Consider the following 17,508-nt stretch of genomic DNA (forward strand, 5'->3'; position numbering starts at 1 on the left):
GCCCGCCCGATGGGCGGGCACTTTCACAAATCACCTTTTTCACAAATCAGATAGGACTGCTATATATGTTACAGGTTTAACTTTGCCGCGATCGCTCTCACAGTCTCAAATTACCGTCACTATTGGGGCGATCGTCCGATACCCAACCCTTAACTGGGATTGAATGTGTACTCTTGCAGACGGCTTTTGGGGTTTATGCACCCTAAAAAGAATTTTGGAAAATGGCAATGGAGGATGGAGCGATCGCCTTGCTGATACCAGTTCTAAAAATTACTACCACAATCCCAACACGGCTTGATTCAGCTTGCCGAAGTCTGAACTTATCAAAATCTGAACTTACCAAAATCTGCGATTTCAACTACTAAACTCAAAAGATCTGTCAGGTCATCAGCCTTTTCCCCTCAAAGCATTCGTTAAACTACAGCAACCTTTCGGTTGCTATACAATCGAAGCTAGATGAGTTGGATTTGCCTGATGACAACCACCACTACCCGTCAAACTCAGTCTATGGGTTTGCCCATTCTATCGAGCCAGGGTCAGGGTTGGGAGCATATCCTGGTTGAGCAATTCCAACATCCTCCCGGTGAAGGAAATTGTCATTACAACGAGCACGCGATTTGTTTGTCCCTGGCTTCTCGTCCAGTGCGATTGTTGCAAATCAAAGGAGGGAAGACCTACTCAGGATTGTATGGGAAGGGCGATATGTCCATCATGCCTGCGGCGATGCCTGTGTTTGCTCGTTGGGAAGGAGATGACCACTACTTGCAAATTCGCATTCGATCTCAATTTCTTCAAACCGTCGCTCAAGAAACGATCGCCTCTCATCACTCTGTAGAGTTAATTCCCGAATTTCGGATACGCGATCGCCAGGTTGAAGCGATCGGTATGATGTTGCTCTCAGAAGTGCAACAAAATAATCCTGGTAGCAAGTTGTATATCGAATCTCTGACAAACGTGCTGGCAGTTCATTTACTGCGACAATATGCTGCGACGCAACCCCGACTGCCAGTATATGAAGGGGGTATCCCTGCGCGTCAGTTAGAACAAGTTTTAGACTTTATCAACGAGCATTTAGATCAAAAGATCAAATTGGCAGATTTGGCAGCATTACTGGACATGAGCCAATTCCATTTCAGCCATTTGTTCAAACAATCGACAGGCATTGCACCTTACCAATATCTGCTTCAACAACGAGTGGAACGGGCAAAACAGTTGTTAAAACAAACGGATCAACCCATTATCGAAATTGCATTTCAGTGTGGGTTTAATAGCCATAGCCATTTGAGCAAACAGTTTCGACAATTAACGGGAATGACACCGACTGATTACAGAGCGCATTAACAAGTCATTATTTCTGCGTTAACCTGCCATCCTCCATGTGAACGATGCGATCGGCAACGTCTAAAATTCGGTTGTCGTGGGTGACGAGCAAGACGGTGCAACCTTCTTCTTTAGCTAATCGACGCATAATTTCGACTACATCTCGACCCGATTGACTGTCTAAAGCCGAGGTCGGTTCATCAGCTAACAACAGTTTGGGATGACTGACCAAAGCACGGGCGATCGCCACTCGTTGTTTTTGCCCACCAGAGAGGTTGTCGGGATAATAGTCGATATGTTCTCCTAAGCCAACGGCGGTGAGGATGGCACTGGAGCGATCGCGATATTCCAATTTGGAAATGTGTTTGTGCAGTTTGAGGGAGGTGCTAACGTTCTCCCAAGCGGCAAGACATTTTAGTAAGTTATGAGCTTGAAAGATAAAGCCAATTTGGCTGCGGGTTTGAATCAGTGCTTTTTTGGTCGCTCCACGCAGTTCACGACCCAAAATTTTAAGACTGCCTTCCTGTGCCGATCGCAGTGCGCCAATGAGTGTCAATAGGGTTGTTTTACCACCACCCGATGGACCTTCTAAAATCACGACTTCACCCGGATAGAGATCTAAATCCACGTCGGTTAACACTACTTTTTTCAGTGCTCCCTGACCAAAGGTATGGGTCAGATTGCGAACAGCAACAACAGGTTCCATAGGAAAAAAGAAAAAAGAAGAGAGAAGAAGGAGGAGGAAAGAAGGATAAAGGATGAAGGATGAAGGATGAGAAGAAGAGGGAAGAGGGAAAGAAGAAGAAAGAAGAGAGAAGAAGGAAAAAAGAAGAAGGATGAAGGATGAAGGATAAAAGTGAAAGTGAAAGTGAATGTGATGTGTTTTTGATGAACATCCAAATCTTCTACTCTAGCTAATGCTGGGTTTCATCCTCCCTAACTCTCCTTGACAAAGCTACCGTGTACACACAAGTCTTCATAGCCCCCTAAATCCCCCAATTCTGGGGGACTTTGAGCCTTTGTCAAAGGTCTTCACCCAACCAAAAACCCGTACTTGGAACCGATGCGAAGCGCGCCTTTGGGTGAACCGAAACACCTTCTGCTAGGGGGTTTGGGGGAAACTCCCCCAATGCCTTGCTCTCAAACTCATTGCAGTAATCAAGTGTTCCATTGACAAAGCAAAGATGTGTGTACACCGTAGCCTTTTGAAAGGAAATTGAGGGGAATCGTGCAGAAGTTTGGCATCTCAACCGAGATCTGTGTACACGATTAGCCTATTCAGGGGATGCCGGGAGCAGGAGATCTGATGTGTTGCATTCAAAACTCAAATTGGTATAAAAGCAGAAACCGAAATTAGAAGACATCAGCAGGGTCAGCGGAACGCAGTTTATTCACGGCGATCGCCCCTGAAATAGCACACATCACTAACGTCAAAATAAAGACCTGCAACGCAATCTCTGGACGCATGGTGAGAGGAATGCGAGTCAGCGTTGTGAGTAAGCTATACATTCCCAAAGACGTGAAATAACCGGGAATAAAGCCTAACACCGCTAAAATAATTGCCTCTTGCAAAACGACCGATAACAGACTCAGATCGGAGTAACCCATTGCCTTTAGCGTCGCGTATTCAGGCAGGTGGTCGCTGACATCGGTATAGAGCACCTGATAAACAATCACGACTCCCACAATAAAGCCGATCGCGGCTCCAAAGTTAAGAATTTTTCCCTCTGGAAAAGTCGCCCGAAAGTTTTGTTCGGCAAGCAGTAACTCTTCACGAGTCATGACTCGCACCGCATCTGGCAGACTCGCCTGCAATCGTTTTTGCACTGTAGCAATATCTTCTCCCGGTTCGACGGTTAAAACTCCAACGGTGACTTTATCTAAACTGGCTTGTCCATTCAACGATGCATAATTCCAATCACTCATGACCACATGCCCTTTGTCAAAGAACGTGCTGCCTAAGCTAAATAACCCCACAACAACCGTGCGTCGATTTTGCATCACGGTTGTCACCCCACCCTGTTGCTCAAACAGCGTGGGAACAGAACCCAATTGCGATTGAGAGAGGCGATCGAATAACACACTGCCAGGGACGCTGAGGCGATCGAGTTGCTGATTAATTTCCGGGGTATTCAGAACAGGTTGAACTGGATTAAACGCCAAAATCTTGACGGTATTGGGAAAGAAGTCGATCGCCTGAGTTTGTTCTTTCGGCAAGCTCTGGTTCATTCTGCTGCGAGCAAAATCTTCCGGGCTGACCCAGGGGGCAGACCCAATGTAGAGTGGACTGGCGGTGGCTACTCCGGCGACGGCATCCGCCTGATAGAGGTGAATTTTGGGAAACGAACCAAAGTCAATCGTTGGAGAATAGGCAGACACTAAAAACAGATCGCCACTCAGGTTTTGTGGAACCAGGGTAATGCCGTCAAACAGCAGTGCCCTTAATCCCAGTTGCGTGAAGATCAAGATATTTGAAAAAGCTACACCCGTCATCGCTACGGCTAACCGCATTTTTTGATGAGACAACTGTGCCCAGGCAAGCGGTTTATGAGCCTGATAGTAGTAGCGAAGATTTTTGAAAAATTTAGCTCTCATCCTTCCTCACTTTCTAACTGAATGGTGACGCGGACTTGCATATTGGTTAATCTGGCAACTTTGTCGTTGTCTTCGGGATTAATCCGAATTTTGACCTCAACAACACGAGTGTTTTCGTCAGTGGTGGGGTCTGAGGAATTACTGGAGAGTTGTCGTGCTCCCACTTGCAACCCGATGTGATCCACCGTGCCTCGCACCTCCCCTGCAAACCCACCATATTCACTGACGAGGGTAACGGATTGCCCAATGCGAACTCTGGTGATTTCAGTTTCGTAGACCTCAGCGATCGCAAACATGGCATCCGTGCGTCCCAGTTCTACAATGCCTTCCTGCGTGTTGACCTGTTCACCCACACGAGTATTGATGCGAAGAATTTGTCCTGCGACAGGAACGCGCACTTGCGTATCTTCTAAATCGGCGCGTCGTTGCTCCACCGCAATGCGGGCACGCTCTAACTCCGCCTGTGCCACTCGAATATCCACCGGACGCACTTCTCGCAATTGGGCTAAGTTGCCCTGCTCTTGAGTGATTTGCTGACGTAATGTTTGCAGCGTATTGTCCAGTTGTGCCTGCCGTTGGGTGAGATTTGCCTGAGCCGTTTCATACGCTTCCTGCGCCTGATCTAAATCCACCAGGCTAGTTGCTCCCTCTGAATAAAGGATTTGATTGCGCTCATAGTTGCGTTGTGCCTGTCGTAACTCCGCCTCAGCACTGGCGATCGCCCCCTGTCGTTCCAGTGTTTCTGTTCGTAGTTGTGCCTCTAGCCGCGCAATATTCGCCTGTTGGGCAGCAATCTCAGCATCTTTCGCCTCCCCTGCCCGTGCCCGGTCTAACAACGCCTGATAATAGTCCACGTTTTTCAAGGCTTCTTCTAAATCTCGTTGGCGGCGATCGCTCCCCTGTAAGACCGCGATCACCTGTCCTGCCTCAACCCAATCCCCTTCCTCCACGAGGATCTGGTTGACCCGACTATCTTGAGCATTGGGAACTGAAAGTTTAATCACTTCTCCATTGGGGGTCAGCCGTCCTAATGCCACAATGGTTGGGGTTTGCTGCACCTCGTTGGGCGTTGGAGTGGGAGTGACCTCCGCTTGAGATGAGTCAGAACAGGCTGTCACTCCACCCCATAAAGTGATTAAAATTGCCAGGACAATGTAATGGCGTGAATTGAAGGAGAAAGGTTGCGATCGCACCATATTTCAAGTCAAGCAAAATAGAGTTGTTTGGATAACCAACGAATTCAAGCAGCGACAGCATGTGACGTAAAGTTCTTTTCAATAGAATGACGGGCATTTCACCTGAATAACCTCCTCCATCTGGTCAAACCCATCGGACATTAACCATAGCAATCCTAAATGGGTTGGCGCACCTCTCAGGAATGCGCCTCTCACAACCCACTCATCTAACAACTAATTGAGGACAGTTATAAATAACAATAAAAGACAATCCAAAATGACAGCGAATGAGTTAATCTTTGCTCAATATCTACTTTTTCTGCGATTTCTCTACCCCTAACCCCACCCTATGAGCTGCCAACATCTCAACAGTGTGACTCCGGAAAATTTAATTCCTAAATCGAATTACCCTGTCTTTCGCTGCGAGGAGTGCATCAAGACCAACGATCGCTGGGTTCATCTTCGCATCTGTCAGAGCTGCGGCAAGATGTTGTGCTGTGACTCCTCCAGAAACCAACACGCCCGCCAACACGCGGAGGAGACGGGACATCCGGTAATTAGCTCAGCCGAGTTGGGAGAGCAGTGGTTGTGGTGTTTTGTGGATGAGCAAGGCAAGAATTATTAGGGCGATCGCCTCAGATTAGCCATTCTCTTGTTTTTCTCGTTCCTGGCTTCCCAGCCGGGAATGCAGTTCTGGAAGCTCTGCCTCTTTAAGCTATTAATAATAGGTGGAGCCTCTGAAATAGAGTTCCCAAGATTTTGTCTGGAAACGAGGTAAACCTTTTTGGTCTGCGACTAATAGCTCAAAGAGGTTTCGTATCAGTACAGCACTGATATGTTCATTTAACTTGAGATAAAGCATCAAGACATTGACGAGCGAGGACTTCAGCAAAATCACAGGGTAGAGCATTGCCTATCATCTCACAAACATAATCGATGTAAGGAGTGTCAAAAATATAATCCATTGGAAATGTTTGTAGTAGTGCAGCTTCTCGAACAGAAATTGTTCTATCTTGTTCAGGATGACCAAATCTACCTTTACTGACGGTTGTACATCCGCCTGTGATTGTTGATGAGATTTGATCCCATGACAAACGACCATATACATTATTGAAACCATCGCTTCTATTCTGATGACATGGTGGGCGAAGTTCTTCAGGGAGCTTCAATCGGCTCTCACCAGGACGAGCAGCTTTGAGTATCTTGAGGGTATCTGGGGCAAGTGAACGAACAACATGCCAGTTATATCGTTGCGGACCTCCAGAAGTATGAGTATCAGCAAGCACAATTGGTTCAGGCATAGTTCCAATTGCATCTCGCAGCGTTCTCCACGGTTTTAATCCATCTTTACCAGTTTTAGAATGAGTAGGTTTTGGTAAATGGACAGGAAACCCTTTTCCAGCCAACAAAACAAGGCGTTGACGGCTTTGTGGAACTCCATAGTCAGCAACTTGAAGTATGTCCCATGCAGATATGTAGCCTAATGACTCTAACTTTTGGAGAAGTTGCTCAAAAAGCTTTGTTCCTTTTTTAGGAAGACCTGGAACATTCTCCATCATTACAATCCGAGGCTGTATTTCTTCCACAAGGCGACTCATTTCTAAAACAAGTTCGTTACGTGGATCAGGTCGCTTATGTCTGGCTGTCAAACTAGAAAAGCCTTGGCAAGGTGGGCATCCAGACAGAAGATCAATTTCACCACTAGGAGAACAAGCTATTAAGCTCTTGCCTCTAACTGTTCGTACATCTTGTTTGTAAGCTTGGACTTCAGGATGATTGGCTTTATAAGTAGCAAAGGCATGTGGTTCAATTTCTACAGCAGCAACCACACGAAAACCTGCTTTTTTCAAACCAACAGTTAACCCGCCACTACCTGAAAAAATATCAATAGCTGTTGGTTGTTGAGTCTTACAAACCTTGCGCCGCATTCTTTTTCTGTTTCTCAGCCTCATTCAAAAAGTCTTGGTGCATTTTCCGTGTTCGATGGAGAAAAGCTGTCCAACTGATATAAGTTAGCCTTCCACCTTGTATAAGTCCTTCAAAAGCTCTCTTATGAACGCTAGTTAGCTTCTCATCATCACATACAAGAGTCACATGAAATCCTTTAAATATTTTCGTGAAATCTTTGTGGCTCTCCTCCTGAAGGAAGTTATCCATTTGCTCTATATATCTGTTCAAACGCTCCATCTCGCTATTATCAAACTTGTGCTTTGGTCGTTTTATTTCAATGATTTGAATAACGTTCTCTTCGTTCGAGAGTACAAAATCTGCCCGTTTATCAGGCTCAGTAAAATCTTTCAGCTGTATACCCTCCCCAGTCTTCTCTTTATAATATTTCTGGAATTCACTTTTTAAGGTGGTAAAGGATTGATTTTGCGTGATTGGTGACCATTGAGGATCAATTAGCCAGGGTGCTTGTTCAATTAAGTCCTGAAAAGCTGCCTCAAGTGTACTTGCATCATCTTTTAAAGTTTCAACTTTATTTATCACTCTTACGCGATCATCAGCAATTCGACCAAAAGAAGAAAGTTCAGCAATTCGAGCAACTTTCAAAATTTCTGTAATCACTGCCAGCGGTGAACCTTCTGCGTCAGCAGCTTCACGAAGCTTTCTATCTAGCGTTACATGAGGTCCAAACGTCAAGCTTAATTGAACAATCTCCTCTGTTCGCTCTGGATCTGAAACTTCATCCTCTCGCATCTTCTGACCAATTAATTGAGCAAATTCCAATGCTTCTTCACGTATCTGTTTTTGCTCTGGCCTAGGAAATGCTTGATCAACTCTTTCTGCAATGTTTGAAGTTTCTTGAAATAGCTCCCAAGTCTTCTTCTTTACTGGATTTCGAGACATATTTCCAATTCTACGCAATAGCTGCAAACCCCACTTCTCAAAGGCGTTTCCTAGCTCGTGTGACCAAAGAATGTCTCGACGATCCGTTTGAATAAGATCTTCCTCCTGTTCATCTAGCCAATCTGCGTGAAGTTCACCAACTAAATAAGAACGAATGCTGTATTCCCCTGAAAAACTTGCTCCTCTATTAAAAACAGTTGTTTGAGCTGCAATCTTGCCACGGCAATAGATCCGGATACCAGCCATCAACTCATCTTTGTAAGGATCTTTGGCGTAGGCCGCCCAGCCAGTTATAGGATAAAATTCACCGTCAAGTTCAAAGCCAGCTTCCAAATTTGAAAGAATGTTACCGTCTGGAGCATAAGCATGTCTTCCGGGTCCAAATCGAATCTCAGTGTCTTGCATTTTCACAATGTCAAATGTTCCAACATCTTGAGAATAGTCTTCAGAATCTTCTGTTTTAGTTGCATCAACGAGAGTAATCTTCCAATCCTGTGAGGATATTCCAAAGCGTTGTGATAGTTGACGGCTAAGTGTGCTGATATCTGGAACTTCTCGTTTGTAGAATTTTGTTAGTTTAATTAAAGTTCCAGTTTCTGGGCGCACAATTCCATCTAAACTTCCAACTTCAGGTTCATAGTTAGAATCTGTTTCTTGTAGAATCTGGCTTCGGTCAAGGATTAGATGAGCGGTTAGATATCCTTTGGCAGTTTTGCCATTCGCGTCTTTACCCCTGGTTAAGTCTCCACCAGACGTTAAAATCTCAATTCTTTCACAAATTCCAAAAGGCGCGAGTTTTCCTACACCTTTGCGACCCATCACTTTGCGACCAAACTTTTTTGATACATCACCCCTCTCACTATCATTGCGTCTGTCTGCTCCAACACAAAGATAGAAGCTATTAACTTGATCAGGGTTCATACCAATACCATTATCCCAAACCTCAATTGTGTATCCCTTGTCCTGAAGTTGGTTATTGTTTTTGGTCGCAAGAAACTCACCCATAGGAGCTTTAATCCGCACTTCAGTGGCATCTGCGTCATAACTATTGGATACCAATTCAGCGATTACGGCAGAAACCCTGTCGTAAAGCTTTACACCTAACTTGTCTACAGTTAGGCGTGATATGGTCATTGTGTATTTTGCTGATTGAGCGACAGATTGCTGAACCACAGTGGATTATCTCTAAGAAATTACATACTCAAAATGCCCTATATCTTAGTCGTTGTAACACTTCTTCGTCAAGGATTCTTAGGACTTTGTGATCACTTGTATCAATCCAGCACCTACATCTTAAAAACCAATGCACAAAAGATTACCTTGCCATTCCTCAATATTTCTTTAAGTTCGCCACCTTGTAACCTTTGAACTTGAAATTTCAGCTTGAGCACTATTCATCTCTTTTCTTAAAGCTTGAGCATCCAACCTGAGAACTCAATTCAGAACTCGATTCATCGTCTACTGCCCTACAAAAGCAAGCTACAGAATTGAAAATTTGACCTTCACAACCCAAAACTAGCTCTAATCTTCTGCTTTGGGACGCTGCATCAAACTAATCACCTCATTGGAATTGCGAGTTGGCATGGATCGTGACCAATCCCTCACCTCTGTAATTTGCACAATGTGCATCAGATGAATGATTTTCCTGACCCAAACAAGTGACGATCAGAAATAGAGTTTTATGCTTGGGAATGGTTACGTAGAAGGTTAAACCACACCACAAAACCATTCCCGATACCAGTCATTATTTTGAACTACCAGCCTCTTCTACTTCCGGTTGCCCTTTACGAGACTTGCGGAACCGTCGCCCCATCTCGTTGAGGGAGCTATCAATCTCGCCTTTCCCTGTTGCTTTAGCAGAGCTATAAACCTCTCGCGCCGCAGCATAGGCTTCACTACCCGCCAGCATATAGGTGTTGTAGACGAGTTCTTGCAGATCGTTGAGGGACACCCAGATCGGATAGAGTGCCATAAACAAATCAACATCCTTTTGCATGGCATCCAGATCAAAGCGGCGTGGCAAGTAATCTGGATAACGAGCTGCAAACTCGGCAGATTTTTGCACAAAGGCACGGGTTTTATCGCCTAACTTTGCCAGTTTTCGCCGTTCCCCAGCCGTCATACTGACTAAAAAAGGAAGTTTTTCACGAATGGTAGTAAGCGCAGCCTCAATTGAAGCTTGATCAGCATCCGAAAGCGAAGCACTTAAAGATTGGGGTGGCATAGGAATTCCTCATAAAATTAGTTGGATGAGCAATCGTAGGTTTTGCTCTGTTAACTAGAAATTCCCAAAATTAATATGCTTCTAACGGAGTAAAAGTTGTGTAAAACACGGAAATTTCAGCTAAGTCGTTCTGAAAGCCTCAGTAGATTTTAGTACTGCTATTCACAGATAGGGTTTGGAAATAAACCCAGGGGAATGTGGGGGCTGCGTCCCCAGCCAGGGGTTTCACCCCTGCACCCCAAATTCCCACCCTTATGTACGACGAGTTGTACTCAGGATCAAGGCTACCGTGTACACACATCTCCTGTATCAACCTCAAACCCCTGCATTTGCCCCCCAACCCCCAAAATTTGGGGGGCTTTCGATCCCACACTTCCTACCGCTCAAAGTCGCCCAGAATTGGAGGATTTAAGGGGCTGAGGGAATTTCTCTGTGTACCATATCTTAGTAAGGCGGACGGCGACAGCCGGGGGTAAATTAAGGGCATCTTCATATTGAATTGGTATGAGATTCAAAATTGAATATTTGACATACAAAATTGAATGTCTGAGATATAAATTTGAATAACCAGTATATAAATGTGAATGTTTAAGATACAAATTTGAATATCCGGCATACAAATTTGAATAGTCAGCATACAAATTTGTATACCTGAGTAATAAAGTCATTAATCGTGGGTTCAATAATCCTTGATCCTTTGTAAGATTTGTCAGTGTAGTGTGACCTGTTCCACAAAACTGCTGTCTATTTCAATTGGCTTAAGCTTGGGTAAGTCATAGATAGATACCCTTACAATGGGGACTAGAGCAGCAAACAGGTGAACCGATGACAGTAGACCTCCGCGATACGGCTGCAACCCAAGCGGAACTAATTGCCTATCTTAAACAACACCGCATTTGGAATGTGGAAACACTGCTCTGGCAATGGCTAACGGCTCATCCCATGCCCTCAAAAAAATCCCTCCAAATTATTCAACAACTTAAAACCTGGCTCGATGCGTTTCGTCCCCTACCATCCGTCGTGGTAAGTGAATTGAGACAGCGGCATCAAGTCCGTTTTACCTATCACTCCAACGCATTAGAGGGCAACACGCTGACCCAGAGTGAAACAGAACTGGTGTTAACCACTGGCATCACAATCGGCGGGAAGACGCTTCAGGAACACTTAGAGGTGATCGGACATGCAGAGGCGATCGCTTACATTGAAGCGTTGGCCCAACAATCGACACCCCTTGGAGAGTGGGAAATTCGACAAATTCACAGCCTGATTCTCCGCAAAATCAACCCAGAAGAAGCTGGGCGTTATCGAACTCTGGATGTGCAAGCAGCAGGAACGGGGTATGTTTATCCTCCCCATTATTTGCTGTCGGAGTTGATGACAGAGTTTGTCAGTTGGCTGAATTCTGAGGAAGCTCAGGCATTACATCCTGTGCTTTGTGCAGCAGAAGCACACCACCGATTTGTGACGATTCATCCGTTTCGGGATGGTAATGGCAGAGCAGGGCGACTGCTGATGAATTTGCTGTTGTTACGGTCAGGCTATCCGATCGCCATCATTTCAAATGAGAATCGACAACGATACATCGAAGCCTTAATCCAGGGACAACAATCTGACAACTGGGAACCCTTTTATGCGCTGATCATTGATGCAACTCAAACTGCATTAGTAGAAGTATTGGGCATATTGGCGACGGCTGGAGAGATTCAAAACAAGGATTTACCGTTTTATCAGGAGATGCTGAATTTTTTGCGGCGGTAGCCTCCAGTAGGTTGGGTTGACGGAGGAAACCCAACATTCACCTATCTTTTATTTGTTACTCACATCCAACATTTACTTCAAACAAGATGGCATCTCCTGCTCCCCAATCAACCTCATATACTCCTCTGGCTACAAACCGCTGAAAACTTGAATATTGCCAATCCTTGGGATGCTGCACAAGTTGGTGATGCACTGGGTTGTAATGAATGTAATCGATGTGTTGATTCAAATCATGCTCATCTCGAATTTGGTGCTCCCAAAAACGGCGTTGCCATACAGCTTGTTCCTTTTTATGCAGTCGAGCTTGATTTTGTTGACGTTTGTGTTGACCAGGGCAGGTGCGGGTAAAGATTGTTTTGATTAACCGCCATCGTGTAGAAAAATCTGCATCACCTGGTGGAAGCGTCCAGATGCAGTGAAGATGTTCTGGCAATACAACGATCGCCTCAATGGTAAATGGATGACTGGTTTTAACCGTGCGAAAAGCGTAACGGAGATGCTCAATGTTCTGGGGCAGGTGAAACAGTTGTTGCCGTTGATAAGTCACAACGGTAAAGAAATAAGTGGCTCCAGGTGTGATGGCACGACGATAACGCATCTGATGACCCAATCGTAGATGAGATTAGTATGGGTAATCAGAAGCATTGATTAACAGGATGATTGAGTTGGGTTTCGTCACCTCAACCCAACCTACTCAAGGCTACTCAAGGCGATCGCACTAAACCACCTACCCTAAGCATTTCCACATCAAGATTTAGCCAGCTTTGCTGGAGTGCTGCCGCATTAACGAAGTGGTGGAATACAAAATCAACGCCGACCAGATAAATGCAAAGGTAATGACGTGGGTTGCGGTGAACGGTTCACGATAGAGCAATACCCCTAACACCAACTGCAAACTGGGCGCGAGGTATTGAAAGAATCCCAACGTTGATAGCTGCAATCGCTTTGCCGCATTGTTAAACCAGAGGAGTGGCAACGAGGTCGTCACCCCTGCCCCGATAAACAAGAGGGTAATTCCCCACCCCACCCCAAAATGACCTGCACCCGTCACTGCCCAATATCCTGTCATCGCTAGAGCGATCGGAGTCACGAGCAACGTTTCCATTGCCAATCCCACCATGGGAGCGACGGCTACCATCTTGCGTAACAAGCCATAGCAACCAAAGGAGAAAGCCAGTGCCAACGCAATCCACGGCACCTGACCAAATTGCAGCACAAAGTAACTGACCCCAATGCCAGCTAAGAGAACAGCGATCGCCTGCCATCGAGTCAGCTTTTCTTTGAGAAACACAAACCCCAACAGCACATTCACCAGGGGATTAATGAAGTAACCCAGACTCGTCTCAATGACGCGATCGGCGTTGACAGCGTAGATATACAAGCCCCAGTTAAAGGCAAGCAGTGAAGCCGTGGTAAACAACACCGCTAACTTTCCTGGAGTCTGCCAGAGTTGACTAAATTCGGCTCTGCGATGTTGCAGGAACAGTAACCCCGTGAGAAACACCATCGACCAGATGACTCGGTGCGTTAACACTTCTACTGCTGGAACCTGTCCAAATAACTTCCAGTAGATGGGCAACATGCCCCAGGTGGAATAGGCGAGGATGGCGTAGATGGCTCCCGTTTGGGTCGAAGATTTTTGCAGATTGGGATTCAAAGCAGGATTCCAGGTGAAAGCGTGCGATCGCCCATCATAACAACTGGTTCGGAGAGCACACTTCACCCATCTTCATGATTTTGTTGCAAAAACTACATTGCTGAATGCAAACATAATTTCCCTCTCCCACAGGCTACGGTGTACACACAAGTTCTCTTAGCCCCCTAAATCCCCCAGGATGGGGGACTTTGAGCCGTATAAGACGGATCGGAAGTCCCTCAATTTTAGGGGGCTGGGGGGCAAACGCAGGATTTTGAGGTAAATCTAGGAGATCTGTGTACACAGTAGCTCCCGCAGGAGAGGGAACTGGATTCTAGCTCCCTTCTTCTATGGGAGAAGAGATGGGGATGAGGGCTGATCTGGAAGACGCAGAAATAGTTTTGTAAGTCGGGTAGGGTAGGCAGTGCCCACTAAATAACGGGACTCATTAATTCAACTGGAACGAGTTCTGTTGGCGGAAACGGATGTTTGAACGAGAAGGCATAGGGCGTAGAGCCGTGTTGCTGCAAGTGATAGAGCCGTTCTTTAGCTTCATCAACTGTGGGCGTGTGGTCTACCGGAATCCACCACATGGCTAAATTGGGAGAATCACTTTTCTCAAACCAGCGACGCCGATCGCGCATAATACCCGCGTGGGCACTGCGATACACATAATCGGATAATGCCTCCAGCGATCGCCACACGGTTAAGGTAATCAAAATACGCTCATCTTCAAATACACGCAGTTGCGTTGCATCGTCTGAACCTTCAGCCCGCAACCGCCACACAAACCCCGGATCAGCATCTGCGATCGCATTAATGTGATTGATTTGAGCGATAAACTCTGCCATCTCCGGATGTGCTAACGGTAGACGTAACGTTGCAGTATTGACTTGGGCGAGATGAAAATGGGCAGAGGAAATAGAATGCATAGGAGTAGCTTGAGAGAAGTCACTCCCAAGACCTTACCCAAGACATCCTTCAAAAGGTAGAACTAGTTATTTAATTTAAAATGAAAACTTTTAGAGAAAAATAAGTTGCATTTAAGATCAAAAATTGTGGTTAAAACCGTCGTTTAAAGAACAGTAATAATGCGCTACTTACTTTCTCATGCCAGTCTTCTTGAGGATAATGACCCACTTCATCGAATTCGACAAACTCTGTTCCCTTGATGGATTGAGCAAAAGATTTTGCCACATCTGGAGGCAACCAGGGGTCACGCATTCCCCAGGCTAACAGTAAGGGATGTTGCCACTGTTGCAACCCCGACTCAATCTCTGCCGTAACCGTTTTAAGTTGCAAACCCTGCACAATTGCCAATAGCGATCGCCCCACATCTGAGCTTTTCAGCCAGGGACGACGATAGACATCCAGATCAGCATCTTCGACGCGATAACCACCGCCTCCTTCAAGGGTGCGATCGACCAGAAGGGGATCTTGCGTCACCATATCACCTACTAACGGAATTCCCATTTGTCGAATTCGCCAGGGTAGTTTTGCCGTCTGCGTCACGGGAGCATTCAAAATTGCCAAGCGATCCACCTGATCCGGATGACGCAGGGCATATTGAATGCCAACGGAACCCAAAAATCCTTGAGCCACCAGATGAAACCGTTCTAATTGCAGTGCATCAACAAATCCAGCCAGTGCCTCCAGAAATGCCTCCGACGTGTAAGCAAAATCGCGGCGATCGGGCTTTGAGGAATAACCACAGCCAATCCAATCGGGGGCGATCGCTCGAAATCCCTCTTCTGCCAGCGCAGGCATCACCTCGCGCCAACTATAACTCTGAGACACTAACCCATGCAGCAACAAAACAGGCAGGCGATCGCTATTGCCCTTGGGCAACGCCTCTCGATAAAACCAGGAGAGAGAGCCAACTTCAAGTAGATGTTCCTCGTTTGCCATTGCCTTGTCCTGCTGCGATGTATGCCAGATTACCTTGTGTTAGAGCTTACCGCTTTGGGCGATCGCGAAACAAGTAACAGGGAATGGGGAATAGGGAGTGGGGAGTAGGGAATAGGAGTGGCGCGATTTATCGCGTCTGCAAAGAGGAGGGAATGGGGAATAGGGAGTGGCGCGATTTATCGCGTCTGCAAAGAGGAGGGAATGGGGAATAGGGAGTGGCGCGATTTATCGCGTCGGTAAAGGGAGGGAGTGGGGAGTAGAGGAGTAGGATGCCAACTGTTAAGAAATACTCTACGTTTAACCGAAATGAATTGGGGACAGTAATAATACATTTGTACTAAACTCTTATCAAAACACCTTGCAGAGTTAGTACAAAAGCATTATCTTTATAGTACACTTGTACCTAGTGACATCTACCGAACGTCAGGTATTGGCAACCCCCCAAGGAGTGTATATGAAACAGTCCCAAGCCGAAATTCAAGCAATCCAGGAAAAACTACGGGCAATCCAGGCTAACCGAACTGCGGGGCGGAATCCTCTGCCTGCGATGGTTGAGATGACTCCCAACACGGCAAACCCCAGTAAAACTGCTACTACAACTAACAGCACAACTGCCACTGCACCCCGTCCTCAACGACAAACGCAACAACCTCAACTCGATCAATTAGAGCAAACCCAGTTGGATTCCGCACAGTTAGCCGCTGTAGTTGAGCAGTTGCAGCAACAAACGGCTTATCTGAGACAGTTTCAGGCTCCTCTCCAGGGGAGGTCTTCACAATCAACTTCAACACAACCCACGCCTAAAGCCACACCCGAACGACAGGTTGCTCAGGTGTTGCAACGGTTGGAGCGGCAAGCACAACATATTAATGACCTCTCTGCCGCTCAAGAAGCTGCCATTTTGGAATGGAAGGCGATCGCGGAGCAATTAGAGCGCGATCGCAAAGCTGCCGAGTTAGAAGATGCATTTTTGGGGGGTGCTGACTCATCTCGTATTTGTGAATATCTGACAACCGCTGTGCCCTACATCGAGCGGGATGAAGATGGCTCTTATGTAATGACGGCGCGATCGGTTGATTTATTTAAGGCGGAGCGAGAAGCCTCCGCTATGGCTCAAACGCTGCGACATCGCTCTGGATCATCCGCAGCAGCCAACAGCAAAGCGAGAGGGGGTACTTTGCAGAAACGGCGGGCGAGTCAGTCGTCTGACCTGGAATCTTGGGGACGATTCATCTGGCAACAAATCTCTGCCTTTGCCAAGACTCTCAGTACGCCGAAAAAACATCCTTCTCTCAAAACGACGCGATCGCGTCAATCTCAAGCAGCAGTGCAGCCTGCGGTTCCGGAGTTTTCGCTGCAAGATGCAGCCATGTGGGTTCTGGGATCAGTCATTGTGCGAGTGGCGTTAGACCTGTTTTTGGTCGCTAACCCCGGCATGTGGCTTCCCGTGATTGCCGTCATTGCAGCACCAGCCGCGATCGCCGTTTACCGAGTTACGGTTGCGCCTGAATCGGGGTTGGTCTGGGGATATCGCCTGTTTCTCATCATGATTGGATTGCTGCTGGGCGGCAGACTGTAAAACGTTACTGGTTCTGGCTTGAGACGTCGGTAGGTTGGGTTAAACGAAGGAGCACGGGCATGAAGCAAACAAACTCTGAATTCGCTACATTAAAACCCTTGCTGGCGGGAGGCTTAGTGTTTGCACTGGTGGGGTTGTTTATCGATGTACGGGGCACAGTCACTCAAGAACAGCATCAAAGTCATCATGAGGTTTGCCAAGGTACAATTAATAGCCAGGTTGCCATCTCTAGAGAGCAACTGGCTCAACTGCTGACAGTACCAGAGCGAGACAATAAGGCGCGGGTGCGAGACATCCTAAAAGATCCCTATTGTCAGTTGCCCAGTCTGCAAATCCGGGCAGGGGTTGCCGCTGATCGCGAGGTCTATCCATTAGCCTTCGATCCTCAAGCCCGTCTCGTGATTCTCTATGAAGGTGATGAATACGCGGGGTATCGGTTTAGCTTTTAGATAGGTTCGGTGCG

The 17,508-nt window shown here is 46.5% G+C and carries 16 protein-coding genes; 6 read left to right on the forward strand and 10 right to left on the reverse strand.

Annotated elements, in window-relative coordinates:
* Positions 1–163: 163 nt before the first annotated feature.
* Entirely contained in the window at positions 164–298 is a 135-nt protein-coding gene (locus tag H6G89_RS35480; protein WP_255519328.1) for a hypothetical protein, read from the forward strand.
* A 176-nt stretch (positions 299–474) separates the two neighbouring features.
* Positions 475–1,341, forward strand: a complete 867-nt coding sequence (locus H6G89_RS00220; RefSeq protein WP_190502999.1) for a helix-turn-helix domain-containing protein — start codon at positions 475–477, stop codon at positions 1,339–1,341.
* A 7-nt stretch (positions 1,342–1,348) separates the two neighbouring features.
* On the opposite strand, the gene H6G89_RS00225 is transcribed toward H6G89_RS00220, so the two are convergent.
* The 3 genes from H6G89_RS00225 to H6G89_RS00235 all read right to left on the reverse strand — a co-directional run bounded on the left by H6G89_RS00225 (position 1,349) and on the right by H6G89_RS00235 (position 5,111).
* The gene (locus tag H6G89_RS00225) at positions 1,349–2,026 is read right to left on the reverse strand and encodes a DevA family ABC transporter ATP-binding protein (protein ID WP_190503001.1); all 678 of its coding nucleotides are present in this window, start codon (positions 2,024–2,026) and stop codon (positions 1,349–1,351) included.
* Positions 2,027–2,673: 647 nt separating this feature from the next.
* Positions 2,674–3,915, reverse strand: a complete 1,242-nt coding sequence (devC, locus tag H6G89_RS00230; RefSeq protein WP_190503003.1) for an ABC transporter permease DevC — start codon at positions 3,913–3,915, stop codon at positions 2,674–2,676.
* Positions 3,912–5,111: an HlyD family efflux transporter periplasmic adaptor subunit gene (locus H6G89_RS00235; RefSeq protein ID WP_190503005.1), complete on the reverse strand. Its 1,200-nt coding sequence runs from the start codon at positions 5,109–5,111 to the stop codon at positions 3,912–3,914. Before H6G89_RS00235 ends, devC begins: the two co-directional genes overlap by 4 nt.
* A 328-nt stretch (positions 5,112–5,439) precedes the next feature.
* Between H6G89_RS00235 and H6G89_RS00240 the strand changes: the two genes are divergently transcribed.
* Positions 5,440–5,715 (forward strand): UBP-type zinc finger domain-containing protein, encoded by a 276-nt coding sequence (locus H6G89_RS00240; RefSeq protein ID WP_190503007.1) that lies wholly within the window; start codon positions 5,440–5,442, stop codon positions 5,713–5,715.
* A 214-nt stretch (positions 5,716–5,929) separates the two neighbouring features.
* Here the strand turns inward: H6G89_RS00240 and H6G89_RS00245 are convergent, their stop codons facing one another.
* The 3 genes from H6G89_RS00245 to H6G89_RS00255 form a co-directional block, all read right to left on the reverse strand.
* The gene (locus tag H6G89_RS00245; RefSeq protein ID WP_190503009.1) at positions 5,930–7,018 is read right to left on the reverse strand and encodes a DNA cytosine methyltransferase; all 1,089 of its coding nucleotides are present in this window, start codon (positions 7,016–7,018) and stop codon (positions 5,930–5,932) included.
* Positions 6,999–9,113, reverse strand: coding sequence for an ATP-binding protein (locus H6G89_RS00250; RefSeq protein ID WP_190503011.1), 2,115 nt, complete (start codon positions 9,111–9,113; stop codon positions 6,999–7,001). Before H6G89_RS00250 ends, H6G89_RS00245 begins: the two co-directional genes overlap by 20 nt.
* Positions 9,114–9,684: 571 nt before the next feature.
* Positions 9,685–10,164: a hypothetical protein gene (locus H6G89_RS00255; protein ID WP_190503013.1), complete on the reverse strand. Its 480-nt coding sequence runs from the start codon at positions 10,162–10,164 to the stop codon at positions 9,685–9,687.
* 825 nt (positions 10,165–10,989) lie between these two features.
* Here H6G89_RS00255 and H6G89_RS00260 point away from each other — a divergent pair.
* On the forward strand, positions 10,990–11,922 hold the full coding sequence (locus H6G89_RS00260) for a Fic family protein (protein WP_190503015.1): 933 nt from the start codon (positions 10,990–10,992) through the stop codon (positions 11,920–11,922).
* A 55-nt stretch (positions 11,923–11,977) separates the two neighbouring features.
* Here the strand turns inward: H6G89_RS00260 and H6G89_RS00265 are convergent, their stop codons facing one another.
* From H6G89_RS00265 to H6G89_RS00280, 4 genes are all read right to left on the reverse strand, one after another.
* Positions 11,978–12,520: an REP-associated tyrosine transposase gene (locus tag H6G89_RS00265; RefSeq protein ID WP_190503017.1), complete on the reverse strand. Its 543-nt coding sequence runs from the start codon at positions 12,518–12,520 to the stop codon at positions 11,978–11,980.
* 156 nt (positions 12,521–12,676) lie between these two features.
* Entirely contained in the window at positions 12,677–13,645 is a 969-nt protein-coding gene (gene rarD, locus H6G89_RS00270) for an EamA family transporter RarD (protein ID WP_309229480.1), read from the reverse strand.
* Positions 13,646–13,989: 344 nt separating this feature from the next.
* Positions 13,990–14,490: a DUF3291 domain-containing protein gene (locus H6G89_RS00275; protein ID WP_190503019.1), complete on the reverse strand. Its 501-nt coding sequence runs from the start codon at positions 14,488–14,490 to the stop codon at positions 13,990–13,992.
* Between the two features lie 130 nt (positions 14,491–14,620).
* Entirely contained in the window at positions 14,621–15,466 is an 846-nt protein-coding gene (locus tag H6G89_RS00280; RefSeq protein ID WP_190503021.1) for an alpha/beta fold hydrolase, read from the reverse strand.
* 454 nt (positions 15,467–15,920) lie between these two features.
* Between H6G89_RS00280 and H6G89_RS00285 the strand changes: the two genes are divergently transcribed.
* The gene (locus tag H6G89_RS00285) at positions 15,921–17,045 is read left to right on the forward strand and encodes a hypothetical protein (RefSeq protein WP_190503023.1); all 1,125 of its coding nucleotides are present in this window, start codon (positions 15,921–15,923) and stop codon (positions 17,043–17,045) included.
* 59 nt (positions 17,046–17,104) lie between these two features.
* Positions 17,105–17,494 (forward strand): hypothetical protein, encoded by a 390-nt coding sequence (locus tag H6G89_RS00290; RefSeq protein ID WP_190503024.1) that lies wholly within the window; start codon positions 17,105–17,107, stop codon positions 17,492–17,494.
* Positions 17,495–17,508: the final 14 nt, after the last annotated feature.

This window comes from Oscillatoria sp. FACHB-1407, from assembly GCF_014697545.1.
GTDB lineage: Bacteria > Cyanobacteriota > Cyanobacteriia > Elainellales > Elainellaceae > FACHB-1407.

Coding starts and splice junctions, on each gene's coding strand:
- H6G89_RS00225 (WP_190503001.1), bottom strand. CDS start 2,026: ATGGAACCTGTTGTTGCTGTTCGCAATCTGACCCATACCTTTGGTCAG.
- H6G89_RS00260 (WP_190503015.1), top strand. CDS start 10,990: ATGACAGTAGACCTCCGCGATACGGCTGCAACCCAAGCGGAACTAATT.
- H6G89_RS00285 (WP_190503023.1), top strand. CDS start 15,921: ATGAAACAGTCCCAAGCCGAAATTCAAGCAATCCAGGAAAAACTACGG.
- H6G89_RS00255 (WP_190503013.1), bottom strand. CDS start 10,164: ATGCCACCCCAATCTTTAAGTGCTTCGCTTTCGGATGCTGATCAAGCT.
- H6G89_RS00280 (WP_190503021.1), bottom strand. CDS start 15,466: ATGGCAAACGAGGAACATCTACTTGAAGTTGGCTCTCTCTCCTGGTTT.
- H6G89_RS00235 (WP_190503005.1), bottom strand. CDS start 5,111: ATGGTGCGATCGCAACCTTTCTCCTTCAATTCACGCCATTACATTGTC.
- devC (WP_190503003.1), bottom strand. CDS start 3,915: ATGAGAGCTAAATTTTTCAAAAATCTTCGCTACTACTATCAGGCTCAT.
- H6G89_RS35480 (WP_255519328.1), top strand. CDS start 164: ATGTGTACTCTTGCAGACGGCTTTTGGGGTTTATGCACCCTAAAAAGA.
- H6G89_RS00290 (WP_190503024.1), top strand. CDS start 17,105: ATGAAGCAAACAAACTCTGAATTCGCTACATTAAAACCCTTGCTGGCG.
- H6G89_RS00265 (WP_190503017.1), bottom strand. CDS start 12,520: ATGCGTTATCGTCGTGCCATCACACCTGGAGCCACTTATTTCTTTACC.
- H6G89_RS00240 (WP_190503007.1), top strand. CDS start 5,440: ATGAGCTGCCAACATCTCAACAGTGTGACTCCGGAAAATTTAATTCCT.
- H6G89_RS00220 (WP_190502999.1), top strand. CDS start 475: ATGACAACCACCACTACCCGTCAAACTCAGTCTATGGGTTTGCCCATT.
- H6G89_RS00275 (WP_190503019.1), bottom strand. CDS start 14,490: ATGCATTCTATTTCCTCTGCCCATTTTCATCTCGCCCAAGTCAATACT.
- H6G89_RS00245 (WP_190503009.1), bottom strand. CDS start 7,018: ATGCGGCGCAAGGTTTGTAAGACTCAACAACCAACAGCTATTGATATT.